Origin of the sequence: Paraburkholderia sp. BR14320 (assembly GCF_040948665.1) — a bacterium.
In the GTDB taxonomy this organism is placed as follows: Bacteria; Pseudomonadota; Gammaproteobacteria; order Burkholderiales; family Burkholderiaceae; genus Paraburkholderia; species Paraburkholderia youngii.
Window position 1 is genome coordinate 25,775 of record NZ_JBFPKG010000035.1, and the last position, 18,808, is coordinate 44,582.

Genomic DNA, 18,808 nt, shown 5'->3' on the forward strand with positions numbered 1-18,808 from the left:
GCCGCGGTGCAGCACAACGGTATGGATCGACGCATGTCATACGCCGCCGCGGCACACTGCGGGTTAACCACGGCCTGAGTGCGCCGGGCATTGCATTGGACCGCCGTTCAAACGACCGGCCCTTGCCCAAGCCATCCGTTGCAGCTAGGGTAATAGCGTTATGCGCCGACACAATGCGTCCAGATGCAAAATCAGAATGCGCTCACAGCCACGAATGAATCCTTCCTGCGCGATCTGCAGCTGTTCTGTCATATCGCGCGGCGCGGCAGTTTTGTCGCGGCGTCGACGGAGATGGGGCTGTCGCCGTCGCATGTGAGCAAGCGCATCGCCATGCTCGAAGCCGGTCTCGGCGTGAAGCTGTTTCAGCGCACCACGCGCCGCGTCAGCGTGACGAGCGACGGCGAAGCCGCGCTGCAATGGGCGCAAAAAATTCTCGATGACGTGCAGGGCATGGCCGACGCGTTCGCCTATCGCCGCACCGAGCTGAGCGGTCTGTTGCGTATCAGCACGAGTTTGCGGCTCGGCCGCAAGCACGTGTCGCCGATTCTCGCGATGCTGCGCGAGCGCCACCCGAACCTCGAAATCTGGCTCGAACTGCTGGATCGGCGCGCGGATGTGGTCGGCGAGAACTTCGATATCGACGTGCGCGTGGGCGAAGTCCAGGAGCCGCATCTGATCGCGCACAAGATCGTGGAGAGCGCGCGGATTCTGTGCGCGTCGCCGGCTTATCTCGAGCAGCACGGTGCGCCGGTCGAACTCAACGATCTGACCGGCCACGATTGCCTGCTGTTTCGCGGCCGCGACGACCGCTTCGGAGTCTGGCGTCTCAGCGGGCCGCACGGCGAAAAGAGCGTGAAGGTGACGGGCACGGTCGCGTCGAATCTGAGCGACATCGTCGTGCAGTGGGCGAAGCAGGGCTACGGGATCGTGATGGTGTCGGTCTGGGACGTGGCCGAGAGCCTGCGCGCGGGCGAACTGGTGCGTGTGCTGCCCGACTATCAGCAGTCCGCCGATGTGTGGGCGGTGACGGCCGAGCGCTTGTCGTCGTCGGCGCGGATTCAGGTGTGTATCGAGTTTCTCAGGGAGCAGCTGACACGCGGACCGTATGCACTGGTGACGCGCGGCGTGGGCGGACTCTGAGCTGCGCATGCCCGGGTCCCGGGTCCGGCGCCCACACGCTTGCGTGTTTACACGCTCGAAGCCGTATCCTCTTCCGCCGCGTCGAGCTCGCTGCGTTGAAGCGTCGTGACGGAGTCGGGAACGACCGTCGCGGCCGTGACGGGCAGCGGGTCTTCGATGCTGTAACGCAGGCGCCAGCCTTCACGATAGAAGCGCAACTGCCGGTAGCGCATCAGATAGACAAGACCGACGAGCGCCGCGCCGAAGCCCGATGCCGCGCCGACGCCGAGCGCCCAGCGCGGGCCGAAACGGTCGGCAACCCAGCCGACCACCGGCGCGCCGAGCAGTGTGGTGCCGAGCGCGATCGCGAGCAGGATCGCGATGACGCGGCCGCGCATCGCGGGCTCGGTGGTCAGTTGCACGAGGCTATTGGTCGAGGTGGTGAAGGTTTGCGTCGACACGCCGATCACGACCAGCACGATCCCGAACAGCACATAGTTGGGCATCAGCGCGGCTGTCGTGCAGCCGATGCCGAATATCGCCCCCGCGCCGAGCAGCAGCCCGATCGTGGGCCGCGCGCGGCGCGCGGCGAGCAGTGCGCCGGTGACCGAGCCGATTGCCATCGTCGAACTGAGCAGGCCGTACTCGCTGGCGCCGGCACGGAACGCGGTGACGGACATCGTCGAGATGAAGATCGGGAAGTTCAGGCCGAAGGTGCCGATCAGGAACAGCATCAGCAGCGCCGCCTTCAGATCGGGGCGGGTCCACACATATTTGAAGCCTTCGACGAAGCTGCCGCGCGAGCGCACGTTGCGCGGCTTGATATGCAACTGGTCGAGCCGCAGCATGCGCAGCGCGCCGAGCACCGCGACGAACGACAGCGCATTGATCAGAAACACCCAGCCGCTGCCCACCGACGCGATCAGCAGACCGGCGACTGCCGGGCCGAGCATACGCGCGGCGTTGAACGACGTGGAGTTCAGCCCGACCGCGTTGGCCAGATCGCGCTCGCCGACGAGGTCGGATACGAAGGTCTGGCGCGCGGGGGAATCGAACGCGGTCACGCAGCCGAGCAGCCCGGCGAACACGTAGACCTGCCATAGCTGCACGAGCCCCGTGACCGTGAGCAGACCGAGCGCCAGTGCCAGCGTGCCCATCGCCGCCTGCGTCGCGAACAGCAGCTTGCGGCGATCGAAGTGATCGGCCGCGTAGCCGGTGAGCGGCAGCAACAGCATCTGCGGGCCAAATTGCAGCGACATCACGATGCCCACCGCCGTCGCGTTGTGATGCGTAAGCTCGGTGAGCACGAGCCAGTCCTGCGCCGTGCGCTGCATCCACGTGCCGATGTTCGAGACGATCGCGCCGCTCGCCCAGACACGATAGTTGAATATGCGCAGCGAACGGAACGTGGTGCTCACGACAAGGGTGTCCTCAATGCGGGGTGGACTGCATGCGGGTAGTGACTCGCGTCAAGCCGGGCTTGAAGCGCGCGAGCGTTCGAGCAGATCGAGCACTTCCTGCGTCGTGCCGGTTTCGCCTAGGCGCGGGAAGATGCGCGTGATGCTGTTGGCGTGCGCGTCGGCGTTCAGATCGGTCATCGCGTCGACGACGAGCGTGACGTTCAGGCCGGCCTCGCTCGCGAAACGCGCGGTCGATTCGACGCCGATGCTGGTCGCGACACCGACGAGCACCACTTGCGTGACGCCTTGCTGTTGCAGATACGAGGCCAGATCGGTGTTCGTGAAGGCGCCCCACGTGCGCTTCGTGACCAGATGGTCCGACGGCTGCTGCTTCAGTTCGGGCAGCAGATCGGCGAAACCGGCCGGGAAGTCGGCGGAGTGGCGACCCTGCTCGGTGCGGCCCGGTGCACCGGCGGTGACGTTCACGAGCACCACCGGCAGGCCGTGGCGGCGGAACGCGTCGAGCAGCGTAACCGTGCGTTCGACGATCTCACCGGCCGAATAGGGCGCGGTGGGCAACGCGACGACGCCGCGCTGCAGATCGACGACGACCAGTGCGGTTTTGGCATCGAGAGTAGTGAGTGCCATGAAGTGCTCCTGCGAGTGGCGAGACGCGCGTGCGCGCATCGCGAGTTACAAATCGACGAGGCGTTTCAGCAGATCGACGCCCGTCGCGAGCTGTTGCTGTTCGGCTTGCGTGAAGCGCGTTTGAATCGTGCGGCACAGCCAGTCTTCGCGCGCCGCGCGGCTCGCCTTAACCTTCTTGCGACAGGACGGAGTCAGCGACAGAACCGTCTGCCGTCCATCGTTGGGATCGGGCGCGCCGTTGACGAGCCCCGCGGCTTTCAATGCCGCGAGCGTTTCTCCCATCGACTGCGGACGCATGCCGTGCGCGCGCGCGAGCGCGGTGACCGTGGCCGGGCCTTCGCGTTCCAGCAAATTCAGCACCTGCACCTGCGACGGCGTGAAGTCGCCGACATGCGACTCCTCGCGCAGACGCCGGCGTAGCTTGCCCACCAGCACGCGCAGGTCTTCGGCCAGCGTATGGAGTTCTTCCGGCGTACCGGAAAGAGGGGATTTGCTCATGCGATGAGCTCGTGCGATGACATGATGTGAAGGTATCCTGCTAAGGTTACCTTCGTACCTCGCCTGGGTCAAGGTCTTAGGAGGCGGGACCCCGTACGCGAGGGCAGTGCCACGATCGCGCTCAACGCGCCCGCATCCGCCGGTTGAAAAAACGCCATACCGCGGCGCCGGCCAGCATCGCACCGCCGAGCGCGAGGCCCAGCAACACCAGCGAACTCAGATGCTCGCGCACCACCGGCACGTTGCCGAACAGATAGCCGGCCGCGATCAGCGACACGATCCACAGTGCCGCCCCGGCGGTGACGAACGTGACGAAGCGCGAGAACGTCATTTGCGACACGCCGGCGGCGAACGGCGCGAACGTGCGCACCACGGCGATGTAGGGTGAAAGCAGGAAGGTGAGGCGGCCGCGCGCCTCGCTGAACGCGTGGGCGCGGCTCAGCGCATTGCGGTTGAGCCAGTAGTAGTTGCGGGTGTAGACCTTGTCGCCGACCGCGTGGCCGATCGCGTACCCGACGATGCTGCCGGCCACCGTCGCGACGAACAGCGCGGGCGCGATGATCCACACGTTCAATGCACCGGTGGCCGCGAGCGCGCCGCAGATGAAGATCAGTGGATCGCCGGGCAGAAAGAACAGCGGCAGAAATGCGAACTCGACGAACACGACGACGAACAGCAGCGCGTAGATTGCCGTGCCGAATTGCACGATAAGCGCGCTCAGGTGCTGGTCGAGGTGCAGCGCGATCTGCAGCACATTCATCAGGTTCATGTTGGCATGAGCCTCAGGTGGCGTTCGGAACTGATGAGTGTAGTCCCGCGCGCGTGGGTGCAGGTGCTTGCGCGACGAGTTTATGTCGTTTGACGCTTGTCGATGTTGCCGCGCCGATGTCAAACTCGGGTGGTCTTCATCAGATGCAATGCCATGTCGCGCGAGTCCGCCATCACCTTCCGTTTTGCCACGCCGCACGAAGCGGAAACGATTCGCGCCATCGAATTCGAAGCGGGGCTGCGTTTCGTCAGTGTCGGCATGACCGGAATCGCCGACGCACCGCCGATGGCGCGCGAGGTCGTCGAGCGCAAGATCGAAGCGCGCGAGATCATCGTCGCGCTCGACCAGCACGAGGTTTGCGCGGGCTTCGTGATGTTCGAGCCGCAGCCGGCGCGCATCTACGTTCAGGAGCTCGACGTACTGACCTCGCACGCGGGCAGGCGCATCGGCGCGGCATTGATCGAAGAGGTCGCGCGAATCGCGCGCGCGCGGCATTTGGCGCAACTGGTGCTGTCGACGTATCGCGACGTGCCGTGGAACGCGCCGTACTACCGGCGGCTCGGCTTTCGCGAGCTCACCACGTCGGAACTCGACGCGGCATTGCTCGCGCGGCGCGACGCGCATATCGCGCGCGGGCTCGATGAGTCGAAACGGGTATTCATGCGGCGCGATCTGGCCTAGCGCGCAAAAAAGCGGCGGGCGTGGCTGAAATTCAGTCACGCCCGCCGATTTGTCATTTCATGCAGCGGACATGGGCCCGCTGTCACTGCCGATTACACCGTTTCCAGCGCCGGATAATCGGTGTAGCCGGCTTCGCCGCGCGCATAGAACGTCGCCGGAACCGGCGTGTTCAGCGGCGCATCTTCCGCGAAGCGGCGCACCAGATCCGGATTCGCGATGTACAACTTGCCCCAGGCCACCGCATCCGCTTCACCGGCGTCGAGCACCTGCTGCGCGGTTTCCTTCGTGAACTTCTCGTTCGCGATGTACGGGCCGCCGAACGCTTTCTTTAGCTGCGGGCCGAGGCGGTCGTCGCCGAGCGCTTCACGCGCCGCGATAAACGCGATCTTGCGCTTGCCGAGTTCGCGCGCGACATAGCCGAACGTGGCGGCCGGATCGGAATCGCCCATCGTATGGGAGTCGCGGCGCGGCGCGAGATGCACGCCGACGCGGTTTGCACCCCACACGCTAATGCACGCGTCGGTGACTTCTAGAAGCAGACGCGCGCGGTTCTCGATCGGGCCGCCATAGATATCGGTACGCTTGTTGGTGCTGTCCTGCAGGAACTGGTCGAGCAGATAGCCGTTCGCGCCGTGCACTTCGACGCCGTCGAAGCCCGCGGCCTTGGCGTTTTCCGCGCCCTTGCGGAATGCTTCGACGACACCGGCGATTTCGTCGAGCTCGAGCGCGCGCGGCGTCACGAACGGACGCTCGGGCCGCACGAGGCTCACGTTACCGCCGGCCGCGATCGCGCTCGGCGCGACCGGCAGCTCGCCGTTCAGGAACACCGGGTCCGAAATACGGCCGACGTGCCACAGCTGCAGGAAGATCTTGCCGCCCGCGTCGTGCACGGCCTGCGTGACGAGCTTCCAGCCTTCAACCTGTTCCTGCGACCAGATGCCCGGCGTATCCGCGTAGCCGACGCCTTGCGGCGTGACCGACGTCGCTTCGCTGAGGATCAGGCCGGCGCTCGCGCGTTCGGCGTAGTAGCGCGCCATCAGCGCGTTCGGCACGCGAATTTCCTCGGCGCGCTGACGCGTGAGCGGCGCCATGATGATGCGGTTCGGCAGCGTGATATCGCCAATTTGCAGCGGATCGAAAAGAGTCGGCATAAGAGTTCACCTTTGGCGGCGGGCAGGGCCCGAGCCTCATAAAACTGCGTGAAAAAGGAAACGCGGCGATGCGAGTGCGGTACTCAGAGCGTGGTGTTCATGTATTCGAGAAACGCCTGAATAACCGGCTCGTTGCGTTTGAAAAACACCCATTGACCGACCCGTTTCGACGTGACGAGCCCCGCGCGCTGCAAAGCGGCGAGGTGCGCCGACACGGTGGACTGCGACAGACCGCAGCGCGCGTCGATCTTGCCCGCGCACACGCCGTGGTCGAGCGGCAGCTCCTGATCGGCAAAATGCGCTTGCGGCTCGCGCAGCCAGCCGAGAATCTCCCGGCGGACCGGGTTGGCCAGCGCTTTGTGGATCGCGTCGAAATCGGGCGTCATGTGGATGGTTTCAGGTGGTTCGATAAGCCGCACGCTGTATCACGTGCACAACATGCATCGCTACGGAACGAATTATATATCGGATATTCACGATATGGGTGAAAGCACTACCCTGAATGGGGCGATAGGTTTCGACAAGACAAAAAAGTTGAAACTTCGCGAAAAGCGAAGTTGTTCGGCCGGATTGCGGCGAACGCGCTCGTTTCGATTCGCATTGCAATAGGGCGAAACTCCTTTTGATCCAATCGCCCTCGCTCTCTCCGATTATCTCAATAATCGGATTTGGCCGATATTCTCGGCTAACGGTAGTCCATAACCTAGCGCTTATTCTTACTTGGGCGTGTCGTGCGAAAGGATTACATTTTGTCAGTCAGGTTTTCGGTGCGTTTGAAGCAATGTCATTCATGCCTACCCTGTTTATTCCGACTTTGAGGTTTTGGAACGATGCGGTTGCCGTATCTACGGAATACGTGCGCAATCGCTCGTACATTAAAGCGAGTCAGTTCGTACATTCCCACTTCAACTCCCCGGCGTCCGCCGTGTTGCTGTTCGGCATGGTTGCCTTGCTGGGTGCGTCGGCCTGGGTGGCGGTAACGGAGATGGTCGGTCGCGCGAACGCATCCGGCGCAATGCAACCGAGCCCGGCGTTGGACATGGCTGTGTTGGCTCCGAAAAAGTTGGTTAGCAAGACCGCCAATAATCAGTTGTCCGACGCTGCATTGCTTGTCATGTCGGAGTCCTAGAGTGGTTCATCCGCAGGGCGGATCGAAGACTCTGCGCGATACCTTGGAGCGCGCCGGCGTGCCGATCGAAGTACGGGAGCAAACCAAGAGCATTTATGCCTGTCGGCTTGACCTTACCGCTCCGCGCAGAAGGGCGAAACTTTCATTTTCTCTTCGCGCTGGACGAGGCAACCATACAGGGTAAGGCTGTTCGGCATCGAAGTGATACATATAATTCGGGAAGGACAATTCAAAGTCGCCTTTATCCACCACCGCTTCGCCTAACAATTCGTTGATGAAATATCGAATCCCTAAGCAATATTCGGAGCGATGGCGCGTTGGGTATCGCGATAAGACCATCAAAAGCCGCACCAATTTGCAGATTTCGTAACACGTTCCGACCGAAGCCCGTGACGTTGTTTCCAACATGACATTCATTGGTGAGAATTCAACTCACATAGGAGAAGTTGCGATGAGGTACTCTTTTTTTCTGCGGCTGACTGCTTTGCTTGCCCTTGGGTCGTCGTCCATGTATGTGGAGCTGGCCTTGGCGCAGGAGCGCGAGGCTCCAGTCGTCGGCACGCGACCCGCGATGAGCGCGCTGACAGCGCAACCGGCCACACCCGCATCTGGAGCATCATCTGGCGCAGCGGCCGACAGCGACGTGCAAGGCTATGTCGCCGAACTGATCCAGATGATTCACGACGCGAAGCTGACGGAGTTGCGGACGACGTACAACGGTAGTTACGGCGCAACGCTCTTCTTCTATCCCCAGGAAATGACATACTACGTTGCGTTGTTTCAGGATCGCCACTTCTGGCGTGTTATCAAGTCGCAGGACGAGGCACGTGCCGAAGCAATCTATGCAGGCTTCGTGCAGCAGACTGCGCAATTGGCAGAAGTCGAAATTCGTCGCACGCAATTGGAAGCGCAAAACGCGTTTCTCAATCGAGGGCTCGCGCAGTCAGCGGACCGCGCGCGGCGTCTGCAGGCCGATCTGGACGTTGCCCGCACGCAGCAGGCGCAGGTCGACGATCGTCAGCGTCGAATGCAGGCCGAGGCCGCCGTACTGCGCGCGGAAAAGGTGCAAGCGCAGGCGCAATTGCGCGAACTGCAACGTCAGGTCGATACACTGCAAAGGCAGAATGAAGCCGGTTTGCCGGGCGCAAAATAGATCCGCAGCAATCTTGCAAGCCCGCGCTCGATGGCTTCCTCCTCATGCTTGCTTCCGGGACCCGATACAACGAACACGAGGTATTTAGGACGTGTTGCCTGATCCTTCCTCAGCGTTAATAGGTCTAGGATCTATCTACGGTGCAGATTAAGGATGCGAGTGGCGATAGAGCGTGCGTTAGTACTTGCGACCGACCAGTGTCAGGTCTGTCCAAATCGGACCGAGGTGTGGGCTCTTCTTGCCGAGTGGTCTTATGCAGTTCATTGTTCCGCGTGCACGAGATTATGGGCAGGGTGAATCCATTGAGGATATCCGCACAGGCAGGGGCGTCGTAAGGTGATACCCGGAATCGATGGATGCGTAAAACTCCAGCTACGGCTTACCGCTAACACATTCGTTCCAAAAACGAACTTTGAATCATCAAATATAGCGCGCATTGCTAGGCATTTGAGACCACATTAGTGGATGGGTCTCGCGAACCACCGTTTCGACACACCTCCATGCGCTCATGAAATTTTGCCGTGAGGCGTTGCGAGAAAACCGATGTTGACGATTCCCCTTACTGCAGTCGAGGGCACGATGGCGTTGCCAAGTTCACGACCGTTTGCAAGCCTGCCCGCTTCTTTTGGACACGAATGGATGCCACTGCCTTCTCGCGTTAGTTTGCGTCCTGAGGTCATCGGATTCTATGGCGCGTTGTCACGAACGTTCTGTCTAAGTGCCGTACCAGTGGTAACCGTTTAGTAGGAGAGGGGGTACGCCCCCTCTCCTACGCATCGAGTTCTTTAATCTTTTCTGCTTTCGCTTCAAGCGAATCTACAAATATGAAAAAGCACAATTTAATTTATCCACGCCTGGCATTGCTGGGCTCAGTATTGGGGCTTGTGGCGGCATGTACGACGCAATCGGGCCCGACCTACAACGCACATGCAATTGTTGCTCCAGACCAGAAAGCGCCGACTTATCGCGTCGAATGCAGCGGTCTGCTCGAAAGTTCGCAAACCTGTTTCAAGGTGGCGGCCGAGATTTGCAAGGACAAGCCGGTCACGCTGGTGGAGGCGGTCGATGGAGTCAGGTCTGGTGTCAATACAAAGAATCCGCGCGAGATTACTTTCATGTGTGGTAAGCCGGTTGAGGCGCAAGCCGCCCCCGCCCCCACCCCCGTGCCACCACCCCAGCTTCAACCTCAACCGAAACCTGAGCCTCGAACTCAGTCTCAGGAGCGGCGCCAGATGCTGTTGCAAGGCGATGCGAATTTCGCCACGGATAGCGCTGTATTGAGTAGTGCGGCAAAAGCGAGCCTCGATAATTTCTTGCGTGTGAATGAGGGTATCAACTTCCGGCGTGTGACGATAATTGGTTACACGGATTCGACCGGCACACGGGCCCACAACCAGAAATTGTCGGAAGCGCGTGCCCAATCGGTCCTGAAATATCTGCGTAACCGTGGGTTGATGGCGCAGAGCTTCGTCGCCGAGGGCGCGGCCGCGGACGACCCGGTTGCCTCGAATGCGACGGCTGAAGGCCGCGCGCTTAATCGTCGCGTAGAGGTGCGCATCGTAGCGTCCGGAAATATCTCCTGAACGTCCGGATACAGTCTCTAACGCCGTTCGATCAAGTCCCAGTTTCAGGTATCGAATCGGTATAGCGAATCGGATTGAATTCGACGGCCATGGCGCCAATGTGCCCGGGTCTTTCTTTTGCGTGCCTCGCATTGACGCAGTCCTGCGGGAGCATATCCCGCCCTAAGCCGGCTACTACACACGAAGCAAAGCGGAACCGCAGCGATTGCGCGCTCCCCCTCATGGCCGGAGGCTTTCAATGAGATGGATTTGCGATGTTGTCGGTGTAGTGCGCACGAACGTCGCGGCGACGTTTGCTTGACCTGTTGACTGGCGGATGGCTGCGCCGCCGTTCGGACCGAAGGGGGGAAGTGCTGGGTGTGAGCTGACGGGTGACTGGTGACTGCGTCAGGAGGATTGAACGACAGGTGAGCGTGGGTGGACATGCTGGGGCCAGCGGTACGGCCATCGATGAAACGGAGCAACGACAGTCCCACGGTGCCAGGCTCGACCCGCGGTGCTGACGCAGTCGCCAGGCAGTAAACACACGCAACATGACCGGGGACACGCGGATTTCCCTTGATGGTCCGCGTGCCATATCCCGACGGATCGTGCCCATACGGGACGTACACGCGGACCCGAAATCCCGTCACACGCAAACATACCCGATCGGTCAAGGTGTACCTCGCCGTGAAAGTCAGGGAGCCCGGTGTGGTCCCGCAGGCACGGGGCCGGAATGAACCTCCGCGTAGGTCTTCGACTGTTGTCACGTCACTGATTCATCACCTCAATAGTCCCTCAAAATTTGGGACTTGTCCTAGTTTGGGCTATGTCCAATCGGACTCAGCCTATACGGAAATGTTGTTCAGTTTTTTAAGATATGTCCATCGATTGATCAACTTGATGCGGCAGGAAATGAACCGGGCATTCGATTGATTTTCCAGTTTGTGCTGGAGATTTCAGCCGACCTTCAAGACCGCGATGATCGCCAAAGCGTTCGGAAAACTAATTAAAGGATTTCGTTAACTTTCGAAAGGATGATGTCATGAACAAGTCGTATATCAGCGTCTGGAATGAAGCACTTGGTTCGTGGGTAGCGGCCTCCGAACTTGCCCCCGCACGAGGTAAATCGAGTCGGGCGTCGGCGGTCAAGATAATTGCCCTGGCTGCGTTCGTCGTGGCGGCACAGGCCGGTCATGCGAGCACTATCGCGGTGGGTGGCGTGGCGTGTGGCACTGGTGGCAATGGACCTGACGGCACGTCCTACGCATATAAGCCCATGGTCGACGGTGACGGAAACTGGTCGACGGTGGCGGGGTGTGGGGCCAATGCAAACAATGTCACGGCTGCAACGTTGTACGGGGCGAACACGACTGTGACCGGGAACTGGGGCACGGCTTTGGGCTTTGGTAGCGTCGCCGGGACCTTGGCGACGGCTGTAGGTGCCCAGGCGAAGGCGTCCGGTCTAGGCAGCAATGCGTTTGGCTACAACGCTGAAGCAGCGGGGATCGGTTCACTTGCGCTGGGTACGGACGCCAGCGCAACGGAGGTGGATTCGGTAGCGCTGGGCGCAGGCTCGGTGACGGCAGCCGCGGTGGGCACGGCGGGTGCGACGATCGGCGGGACGGATTACGCGTTCGCCGGTGCGAACCCGGCGAGCACGGTGAGCGTGGGCAGCGAGGGTAACGAGCGCACGATCACGAACGTGGCCGCGGGTCGCCTGAGCGCGACGAGCACGGACGCAGTGAACGGCTCGCAGCTGTATGCGACGAACCAGGGTGTGACGCAGAACGCCTCGAACATCGCGGGTCTGGATGGTCGTGTGACGCAGAACACGACGGCTATCGGCGGCATGGATACGCGCATCACGCAGAACGAGACGAACATCACGAGCATCGACGGTCGCGTGACGAACGTGGAGGGTTCGGTGCAGAACATCGCGAACAACCTGAGCAGCGGCGTGGTGGGTCTGGTGCAGCAGGACGCAGGTACGAACGCGATCACGGTGGCGAAGGACAAGGACGGCACGGTGGTGAACGTGGCGGGCACGGCAGGCGATCGCACGGTGACGGGCGTGGCCGCAGGCGCGGTGACGGGCGCGGTGCAGTATGACCGTTACGCCGACGGTTCGGTGAACCTCGGTTCCGTGATGCTGGGCGGAGGCCTGAGCGCGGGTCCGGTGATCCTGACCAATGTGGCCAACGGCACAAGCCAGTACGATGCGGTGAACTTCGGCCAGCTGTCGGCATTGCAGGACCAGGTGACGGACCTCAACGGGCAGGTGTTGGATCTCGGCAGCCAGATGTCGAACATCCAGCCGGGCAGTCCGTACTTCAATGCCACGGAGGTTTCGGCGTTGGGCAGCGGTAGTGACGCAGTGGTCAATGCAGCGACGCCTGGTACCGGTGTGGGCAGCACGGCGGCCGGAGCGGGTGCTGCAGCCTCGGGCAACTACGCCACGGTGGTTGGCGCAAACGCCAGCGCGGCAGCAGACAACGCTGTGGCGGTCGGCGCCAGCGCAGCCGCTACCGGCGCCAACTCGACTGCGATTGGCACGGGCTCGCAGGCGGATCATGCGAACTCGGTGGCGTTGGGTCAAGGTTCGGTGACGGAGCGTGACAACTCGGTGTCGGTGGGTTCGGCCACGCAGCAGCGTCAGATCACCAACGTCGCAGCGGGTACGGCGGACACGGATGCCGTCAATGTCGGTCAGATGAACAGTTCGGTCGCACAGGGCGTGCAGCAGGCCAACAACTATAGCGACCAGCTGTTTAACCAGACCAACCAGGCTATCAACGATGTTGCCAAGAACGCTTACGCCGGTATAGCAGCGGCAATGGCTATGCCGAACATGACGCCGTCCGGTCCCGGGCGCACGATTGTCGCGGCCGGTGGGGCTACCTATAAGGGAGGCAGTGCTGCGGCAGTAGGAGCAACGTACCGTTCACGTAACGGCAAGTGGCTGGTGAACGGCGCCGTATCGGTCACGTCGACGGGTGATGCTGGCGTGCGTGCGCAGGTTGGCTACGAGTTCTGATATCCGCGTTATGACAAAACCGGCAAACCGGTTGGCACATGGCTAGATGATGGAAATTGCACGGTCTTGCCGGTCACGGCAGACCGTGTTTTTTTATACGGGCAGATTTTCTCCTTGTCGTGTAGCCGCAATGCGTCGCTACATGGCGCCGCTCTCTGGATAAGGCTGTCTCTTGCATATACACGGCCGTCGTCGGCTGCATGAACGCGGGTTGAGCGGCTTCAAACGCCCAACGACTCAGATTGGCCGTATGATGCTGAAATCATCCCCCACGGTCCCGGATCCGGGTACGCCATGCCATCAAGAAGCATAGATTCCAGTGGACATGAGCACGTGACTCACACGCCCGGCGTCGGCGCACACGTTGATGAGCCGAGCAGGCTCAACCGCTATCAGCGGACGCTCGTCATGGGGGCGGGCATTGTCATCACGTTTGTGGTGGTGCTCTTGAACGGCGTCTTGCTGCAATCGGCGGTTGCCGACTACATAGAAGATCTCTATAGGGACTTCTCTCTTCGGCAGGCTCACCTGCAGTTGGAGCTTCTCGAGCGAGAACGAACGCTGAGAGCCGCGATCCTGCACGAAGAATCGACATGGGGCACACGAGAGCCTCCACCCAAGGCACTCATCGACGAATTTGCCGCACAGCATGGACGTGTCGTTCTACAAAGGCATGCGAATTTTGACCCAGTGATGATGCTCGGCGATATTGGTCCGTCGCGGCCCGCATCGGATTTCGCACCATATCTCGCGCTCGGCGTTGATTTTGAGTATCGTGTCGGGCCCTGGGCCAAGGTGCAGATCAATGCGGTGTCAGGCTATTTCTATTCGCCTGATCGGCACTTCGTCGGAATTCTTCCTGCACCGATATCCGGCGACCCGTTCAAGCAGAGCGGCGCGAAAGACGTCCATGAGCTTCTCGACCGCATTGCACCGGAAATAGGCGATTTGACAGACCCAACGGTAATCGAACGGTTGCGTGAGGGCGGCGGAGAATCCTGGTTTCCCCCAGTCACCGATCCTTTTAGCGACCAGCCCGCTATCCGACTCGTCATGCCGGCTTTTAGCGAGGGGAAGATATTCCTCGTGGCTGTCCGAAAGATTTACTTGGGTTCCCTAATCGCAAAGCTTGCCGGGGGCCGCTACGATGAACAAACGCTGCTGCTCGATTCCGCCGGTAACGTGATCCTCAGCACGGCCAAGCCGGGTACCGGCGCCGCCCTGACGCAACGCATTCTCGATTCCCGTCCGCGAGCGGCGGAGCGCGCAGCAGGAAACCGTAGTCATCGAAATGGACTGTTCATGGCCACTGAGGAAGTCACGAACACTGGCTGGACAGTCGTTTATGCATTCACATGGCGCACGATTCTGCGCGACTTAGGGCCGCGCCTCGCCGCTTATATCGCAGTGATGCTGCTAGTGCTGGGTTTCATGTGGCTGCTTTTGCTGATGCTCGATCACAAGCTTTTCAAGCCCGACTACGAACGTTCGCAACGGGTATTCGAAAGTGAAGCCTTGAATCGCGCGATGGTTGCCGCCGCGCCGTCGGGATTCGCGCTGCTGTCTTTTGAACAAGGCGAAATTCTGTTGCAGAGCAACCTGATGCGTAGCTACGAGTTGAACACGCATCCGGACGAACCACGCTTGCACGAGCGTTTGCTCGCTCTCTATGACAACAGCCCCGGCGCTCCCGCGTGGCAGTCCGATCTGGAGATGCCGCTAAGGCTAGCCGATGGCCGCGTGGACGACCTGCTGGTGAGCATGGTGCGCACCAAATATCGCGGGAAAGACGTGTTGCTATGCAGTTTTTCCGACATCACGACGCTGAAGAACACCGAACGCAAGCTGGACGAAGCGCGTGCCGCCGCGGACGCCGCCAATCAGGCGAAGTCGGCGTTCCTCGCGATGATGAGCCACGAAATACGCACGCCGCTCAATGCCATTCTCGGCAACCTCGAGCTGCTCGGACGCTCGCCGTTGTCGCCGTTGCAGGAGGAGCGGGTAGGGGTTGTCACGTCGTCGTCCACTGCGCTGCTCGGCATCATCAACGACATCCTCGATTTTTCGAAGGTAGAGTCGGGGCAGATGACACTCGAGTCGATCAGCTTCGATCTCGGTCAGGTGATTCGTGAGGTGGCCGCGATGTTCGAACCAGTCGCGCAGGCGAAGGGACTGGAGTTCGACTGCGTGATAGACGATGCGCTCGCACCGCACTATCTCGGTGACCCGACGAGAATCCGGCAGATCGCGATCAACCTGGTCAGTAACGCGATCAAATTCACTGCCACGGGCGATGTACTGCTCGAGGTCTACCTGAAGGATGACACAGCCGTCGATTCTCCGATCGTGATCGGCGTCAGCGACACCGGCATCGGCATGACCCCGCAGCAGCAGGAGACGCTATTTCATGCTTTCACACAGGCCGATTCGTCGATTGCGAGGCGTTACGGCGGAACAGGCCTCGGACTCGCGCTCTGTTTGCGCCTGACTGAATTGATGCATGGCACGATTTGGGTGAAGAGCGAGTTGAATGCCGGAAGCACCTTTGTCGTGACCTTGCCCATTCCGGTGAGTGCAGCCACCCCGGTCAGCGCCGCAGAACATACCAAAGCCGAATCGAAGTCCAGCGAGATCGACACACACGCCATTCAGATCCTCGTCGTCGACGATCAGCTCGCCAACCGGGAGTTGCTCGTCGCGCAACTTGCTACGCTGGGATACGAGGCCGATATGGCCGATAGTGGCGGGGCGGCATTGCGGCGCTTCAACGAGCGCCACTACGATCTGGTGCTGACCGACATCAATATGCCGGGGATGGACGGGTATGCGCTCGCGCGGTGCCTTCGTGCCCAAAGCGAGACGCTGCCGATCATCGCGATTACCGCTCACGTCGCGGCAGAAGAGCGCGCGCGATGCGCGAACGCGGGAATCGACGAGGTCCTGCTCAAACCTGTCCTGCTAGACATGATGGACGCGACCGTGCGGCGACTGGTCGACGAGGCCGGCAGGCGCCCCGCGAATGCCACGTTGGCGAGGCGCGACATCTCGCAAGGGCCATTGCCCGAGCACATCCATGCCGCGATGACTCAGACGCTGAAGGATTCGCTTCGGGAACTGCACGCCGCCATTGAACTTGGGGATATGAAAACGGTGCTCGCCCAACTTCATGCGGTACGCGGATCTTTCGCGATGATTCAGGAAACCGAAGCGGCGAATGCTTGCGCACAGATGGAGCAGCAAGCCAGAAATAACGACATCGCTGCCGTCAAGGATGGGCTCGATCGTTTCGAGCCACTTGCTTATTCGGCGCTTGCGCGGCGCGTCATTGCCGCGCAGTCCGGCGCATGAGTCCCGGCGTCGGCGCTGAGTCAGCGGGCGCCTGAACAGAGCGTCGACTTCTCCGACGACTCTTCAGGCGTTGGCCAATATCTTCGATGCCGATTTCACCGGCGCGCCGCGACCGGCACCCGTCCAGTTTCCCCTTGATGCCCCAGCGCGCGCGACAGATTGCCCACCTCTCGCTTGAGCAACGCCGCGAACTGCGCGACGCGCTCATCGGTTACGCGCACACTCGGCCCGAAGATGCACACCGAACCCGCCACCTGGTTCGCGCCGTTGAAGAACGGCGCGGCCACCGCGACCGCACCGGCGATCAGCTCGTGATGGCTGGTGCCGAAGCCCTTTGCGCGGACCGCATCAAGATCGGCGGCGAGCGTCGCGACGTCCTGATTCGGATCGGTCAGATAGCGCCGCAGATCGTCCTCTGACAGCGGCATCTGCGAAAGAATCGTGCGGCCGCTCGCGCCGAGCACTAGCTTCTCGCGATAGCCGACCCCGCGCCGGAAGCTGAGCGGCTGCGGACTTTCCAGTTCGGCCACGCAAATCCGGTAGGTGCCCTCCGGCACGAACAACGCGACCGTCTCAGAGGTCGCTTCCCAAAGCTCGCGCAGCATCGGCTGCGCGAGTTGCGCGATCGTATTGTTCGCCATCCACGTGTGCGCGACTTGCGCGACCGAACTGCCGAGCCTGAAGCGCTGCGGCTCGCCGGACGACGCGAGAAAGCCGTTCTGTTCGAGCGTATTCAGCAGCCGGTACAGCGTCGGCCGGCTCAGGTCCACGCGGGTCAGCAACTCCGCAACGGTCAGTTCCTTGTCCCCGGGGCGGAACGCCAGAAGAATTTCTAGCGCCCGCTCGACTGCTCGCACATTTTCGTGCGGCTTTTTCTCTTCCATTTGAAATTTCCTTTCCACGTCGGTCCGCGTCGATTGCACATTGTAGTGAAAGTCCCTATCGGAACGAACTTGACGCAAATCAATCTGTCCGTACAATGAGATCACATTCTCACACAATGGACAACCGGATTCGGAGGAATTATGGACAAGAACATGTCGGAGACGCTGGTTCGCACTGGCCCGGGCACGGCGATGGGTAATCTGATGCGCCGCTACTGGGTGCCGGTGCTGCTCGCGAGCGAAGTCGCGGAGCCGGATTGCCCGCCGGTGCGCGTGCAGATCCTCGGCGAAAAGCTGCTGGCCTTTCGCGATTCCGAAGGCCAGCCGGCGCTGATCGACGAGTTCTGCTCGCACCGCGGCGTGTCGCTGTACTTCGGCCGCAATGAGGAGAACGGCATTCGCTGCTCGTATCACGGCCTCAAATTCGACCGCAACGGCAACTGCGTCGAAGTGCCGTCCGCACCGCAGGCGTGCAAGCACATGGGCATCACCGCGTATCCGTGCATCGAACGCGCGGGCATCGTGTGGGCGTACATGGGGCCGAAGGACCGCCAGCCGGCGCCGCCGGATCTCGAGTGGTGCAACCTGCCGGAGAGCCACGTGTTCGTATCCAAGCGGCTGCAGGAATCGAACTACCTACAGGCCATGGAAGGCGGCATCGACACGAGCCACGTGTCGTACGTGCACCGCTACGAAGTCGACGATGATCCGATGCACCAGGGCACGAAGGCGCTCGACTACATCAAGGCGGACGGCAACGTGATCTTCGAGATCGAGAAGCAGCCGTTCGGCCTCACGCTGTTCGGGCGCCGCAACGGCGAGCCGGATTCGTACTACTGGCGCGTCACGCAGTGGCTGTTCCCGTGGTACACGCTGATCCCGCCGTTCGGCGACCACTCGCTCGCGGGCCACGTGTGGGTACCGATCGACGATCACAGCTGCTGGGCGTGGAGCATCAACTTCCGTCCGGACCGTCCGCTCGACGAGCAGGAACTGGCCGACCTGAATGCCGGCAAGGGCATTCACTGCGAGTACGAGGAGGGTGGCTCGTTCCGTCCGAAGGCGAACAAGGACAACGACTATCTGATCGATCGCAAGGCGCAGAAGGAAAAACGCGCGTATTCGGGCGTGTTCGGCTTCGCGATGCAGGACGCGTCGCTGCAGGAAAGCATGGGTCCGATCCAGGATCACAGCAAGGAAAAGCTGCTGCCGACCGACCGCGCAATCGTAATGGCGCGCCGCATGATGTACGAGGCGGCAACCGCGCTGGTGCCCGATACCGATCCGCCCGCGATCGACGCCGACCAGCAGCGCGTGCGCGCGGCCGGCGTGCTGCTGCCGCGCGATCAGAAGCCACAGGAATGGGCGGTGATCCATCTGCACGACGGCAAGGACCAGCCGATCTACACGATCTGATGCACGGCGGGGC

General features: G+C 61.4%; 15 protein-coding genes. 8 read left to right on the forward strand and 7 right to left on the reverse strand.

The features are described from left to right. Positions 1 to 183 precede the first annotated feature (183 nt). Positions 184 to 1,140: a LysR family transcriptional regulator gene (locus AB3X89_RS26895; RefSeq protein WP_368585997.1), complete on the forward strand. Its 957-nt coding sequence runs from the start codon at positions 184 to 186 to the stop codon at positions 1,138 to 1,140. 47 nt (positions 1,141 to 1,187) lie between these two features. On the opposite strand, the gene AB3X89_RS26900 is transcribed toward AB3X89_RS26895, so the two are convergent. The 4 genes from AB3X89_RS26900 to AB3X89_RS26915 form a co-directional block, all read right to left on the reverse strand. Next, positions 1,188 to 2,537 (reverse strand): MFS transporter, encoded by a 1,350-nt coding sequence (locus tag AB3X89_RS26900; RefSeq protein WP_368585998.1) that lies wholly within the window; start codon positions 2,535 to 2,537, stop codon positions 1,188 to 1,190. 51 nt (positions 2,538 to 2,588) lie between these two features. Further along, positions 2,589 to 3,167, reverse strand: coding sequence for an isochorismatase family protein (locus AB3X89_RS26905; protein WP_368585999.1), 579 nt, complete (start codon positions 3,165 to 3,167; stop codon positions 2,589 to 2,591). A 45-nt stretch (positions 3,168 to 3,212) separates the two neighbouring features. Beyond that, the gene (locus tag AB3X89_RS26910) at positions 3,213 to 3,665 is read right to left on the reverse strand and encodes a MarR family winged helix-turn-helix transcriptional regulator (RefSeq protein WP_368586000.1); all 453 of its coding nucleotides are present in this window, start codon (positions 3,663 to 3,665) and stop codon (positions 3,213 to 3,215) included. A gap of 121 nt (positions 3,666 to 3,786) precedes the next feature. Next, complete coding sequence (locus tag AB3X89_RS26915) at positions 3,787 to 4,434, reverse strand: VTT domain-containing protein (protein WP_368586001.1); 648 nt, start codon at positions 4,432 to 4,434, stop codon at positions 3,787 to 3,789. A gap of 153 nt (positions 4,435 to 4,587) precedes the next feature. On the opposite strand from AB3X89_RS26915, the gene AB3X89_RS26920 reads away from it, so the two are divergent. Next, a complete protein-coding gene (locus AB3X89_RS26920) occupies positions 4,588 to 5,115 on the forward strand; it encodes a GNAT family N-acetyltransferase (protein WP_368586002.1) in 528 nt (175 codons plus the stop codon). Between the two features lie 92 nt (positions 5,116 to 5,207). On the opposite strand, the gene AB3X89_RS26925 is transcribed toward AB3X89_RS26920, so the two are convergent. After that, a complete protein-coding gene (locus AB3X89_RS26925) occupies positions 5,208 to 6,266 on the reverse strand; it encodes an alkene reductase (RefSeq protein WP_368586003.1) in 1,059 nt (352 codons plus the stop codon). Between the two features lie 83 nt (positions 6,267 to 6,349). Further along, positions 6,350 to 6,652 carry a helix-turn-helix transcriptional regulator gene (locus AB3X89_RS26930; protein ID WP_176107853.1) on the reverse strand — a complete coding sequence of 101 codons (303 nt, stop codon included), beginning with the start codon at positions 6,650 to 6,652 and terminating at the stop codon, positions 6,350 to 6,352. Between the two features lie 404 nt (positions 6,653 to 7,056). Between AB3X89_RS26930 and AB3X89_RS26935 the strand changes: the two genes are divergently transcribed. The 5 genes from AB3X89_RS26935 to AB3X89_RS26955 all read left to right on the forward strand — a co-directional run bounded on the left by AB3X89_RS26935 (position 7,057) and on the right by AB3X89_RS26955 (position 16,495). Next, a complete protein-coding gene (locus AB3X89_RS26935) occupies positions 7,057 to 7,395 on the forward strand; it encodes a hypothetical protein (RefSeq protein WP_368586004.1) in 339 nt (112 codons plus the stop codon). A gap of 451 nt (positions 7,396 to 7,846) precedes the next feature. After that, complete coding sequence (locus AB3X89_RS26940) at positions 7,847 to 8,548, forward strand: DUF2968 domain-containing protein (RefSeq protein WP_368586005.1); 702 nt, start codon at positions 7,847 to 7,849, stop codon at positions 8,546 to 8,548. A gap of 824 nt (positions 8,549 to 9,372) precedes the next feature. Next, positions 9,373 to 10,131, forward strand: a complete 759-nt coding sequence (locus AB3X89_RS26945) for an OmpA family protein (RefSeq protein WP_368586006.1) — start codon at positions 9,373 to 9,375, stop codon at positions 10,129 to 10,131. Between the two features lie 1,024 nt (positions 10,132 to 11,155). After that, on the forward strand, positions 11,156 to 13,147 hold the full coding sequence (locus tag AB3X89_RS26950; RefSeq protein WP_368586007.1) for an ESPR-type extended signal peptide-containing protein: 1,992 nt from the start codon (positions 11,156 to 11,158) through the stop codon (positions 13,145 to 13,147). Between the two features lie 333 nt (positions 13,148 to 13,480). Next, positions 13,481 to 16,495 carry an ATP-binding protein gene (locus AB3X89_RS26955; protein ID WP_368586008.1) on the forward strand — a complete coding sequence of 1,005 codons (3,015 nt, stop codon included), beginning with the start codon at positions 13,481 to 13,483 and terminating at the stop codon, positions 16,493 to 16,495. Positions 16,496 to 16,590: 95 nt separating this feature from the next. Here the strand turns inward: AB3X89_RS26955 and AB3X89_RS26960 are convergent, their stop codons facing one another. Beyond that, positions 16,591 to 17,379, reverse strand: coding sequence for an IclR family transcriptional regulator (locus tag AB3X89_RS26960; RefSeq protein ID WP_368586009.1), 789 nt, complete (start codon positions 17,377 to 17,379; stop codon positions 16,591 to 16,593). Positions 17,380 to 17,520: 141 nt separating this feature from the next. On the opposite strand from AB3X89_RS26960, the gene AB3X89_RS26965 reads away from it, so the two are divergent. After that, the gene (locus AB3X89_RS26965; RefSeq protein WP_368586010.1) at positions 17,521 to 18,795 is read left to right on the forward strand and encodes a Rieske 2Fe-2S domain-containing protein; all 1,275 of its coding nucleotides are present in this window, start codon (positions 17,521 to 17,523) and stop codon (positions 18,793 to 18,795) included. Positions 18,796 to 18,808: the final 13 nt, after the last annotated feature.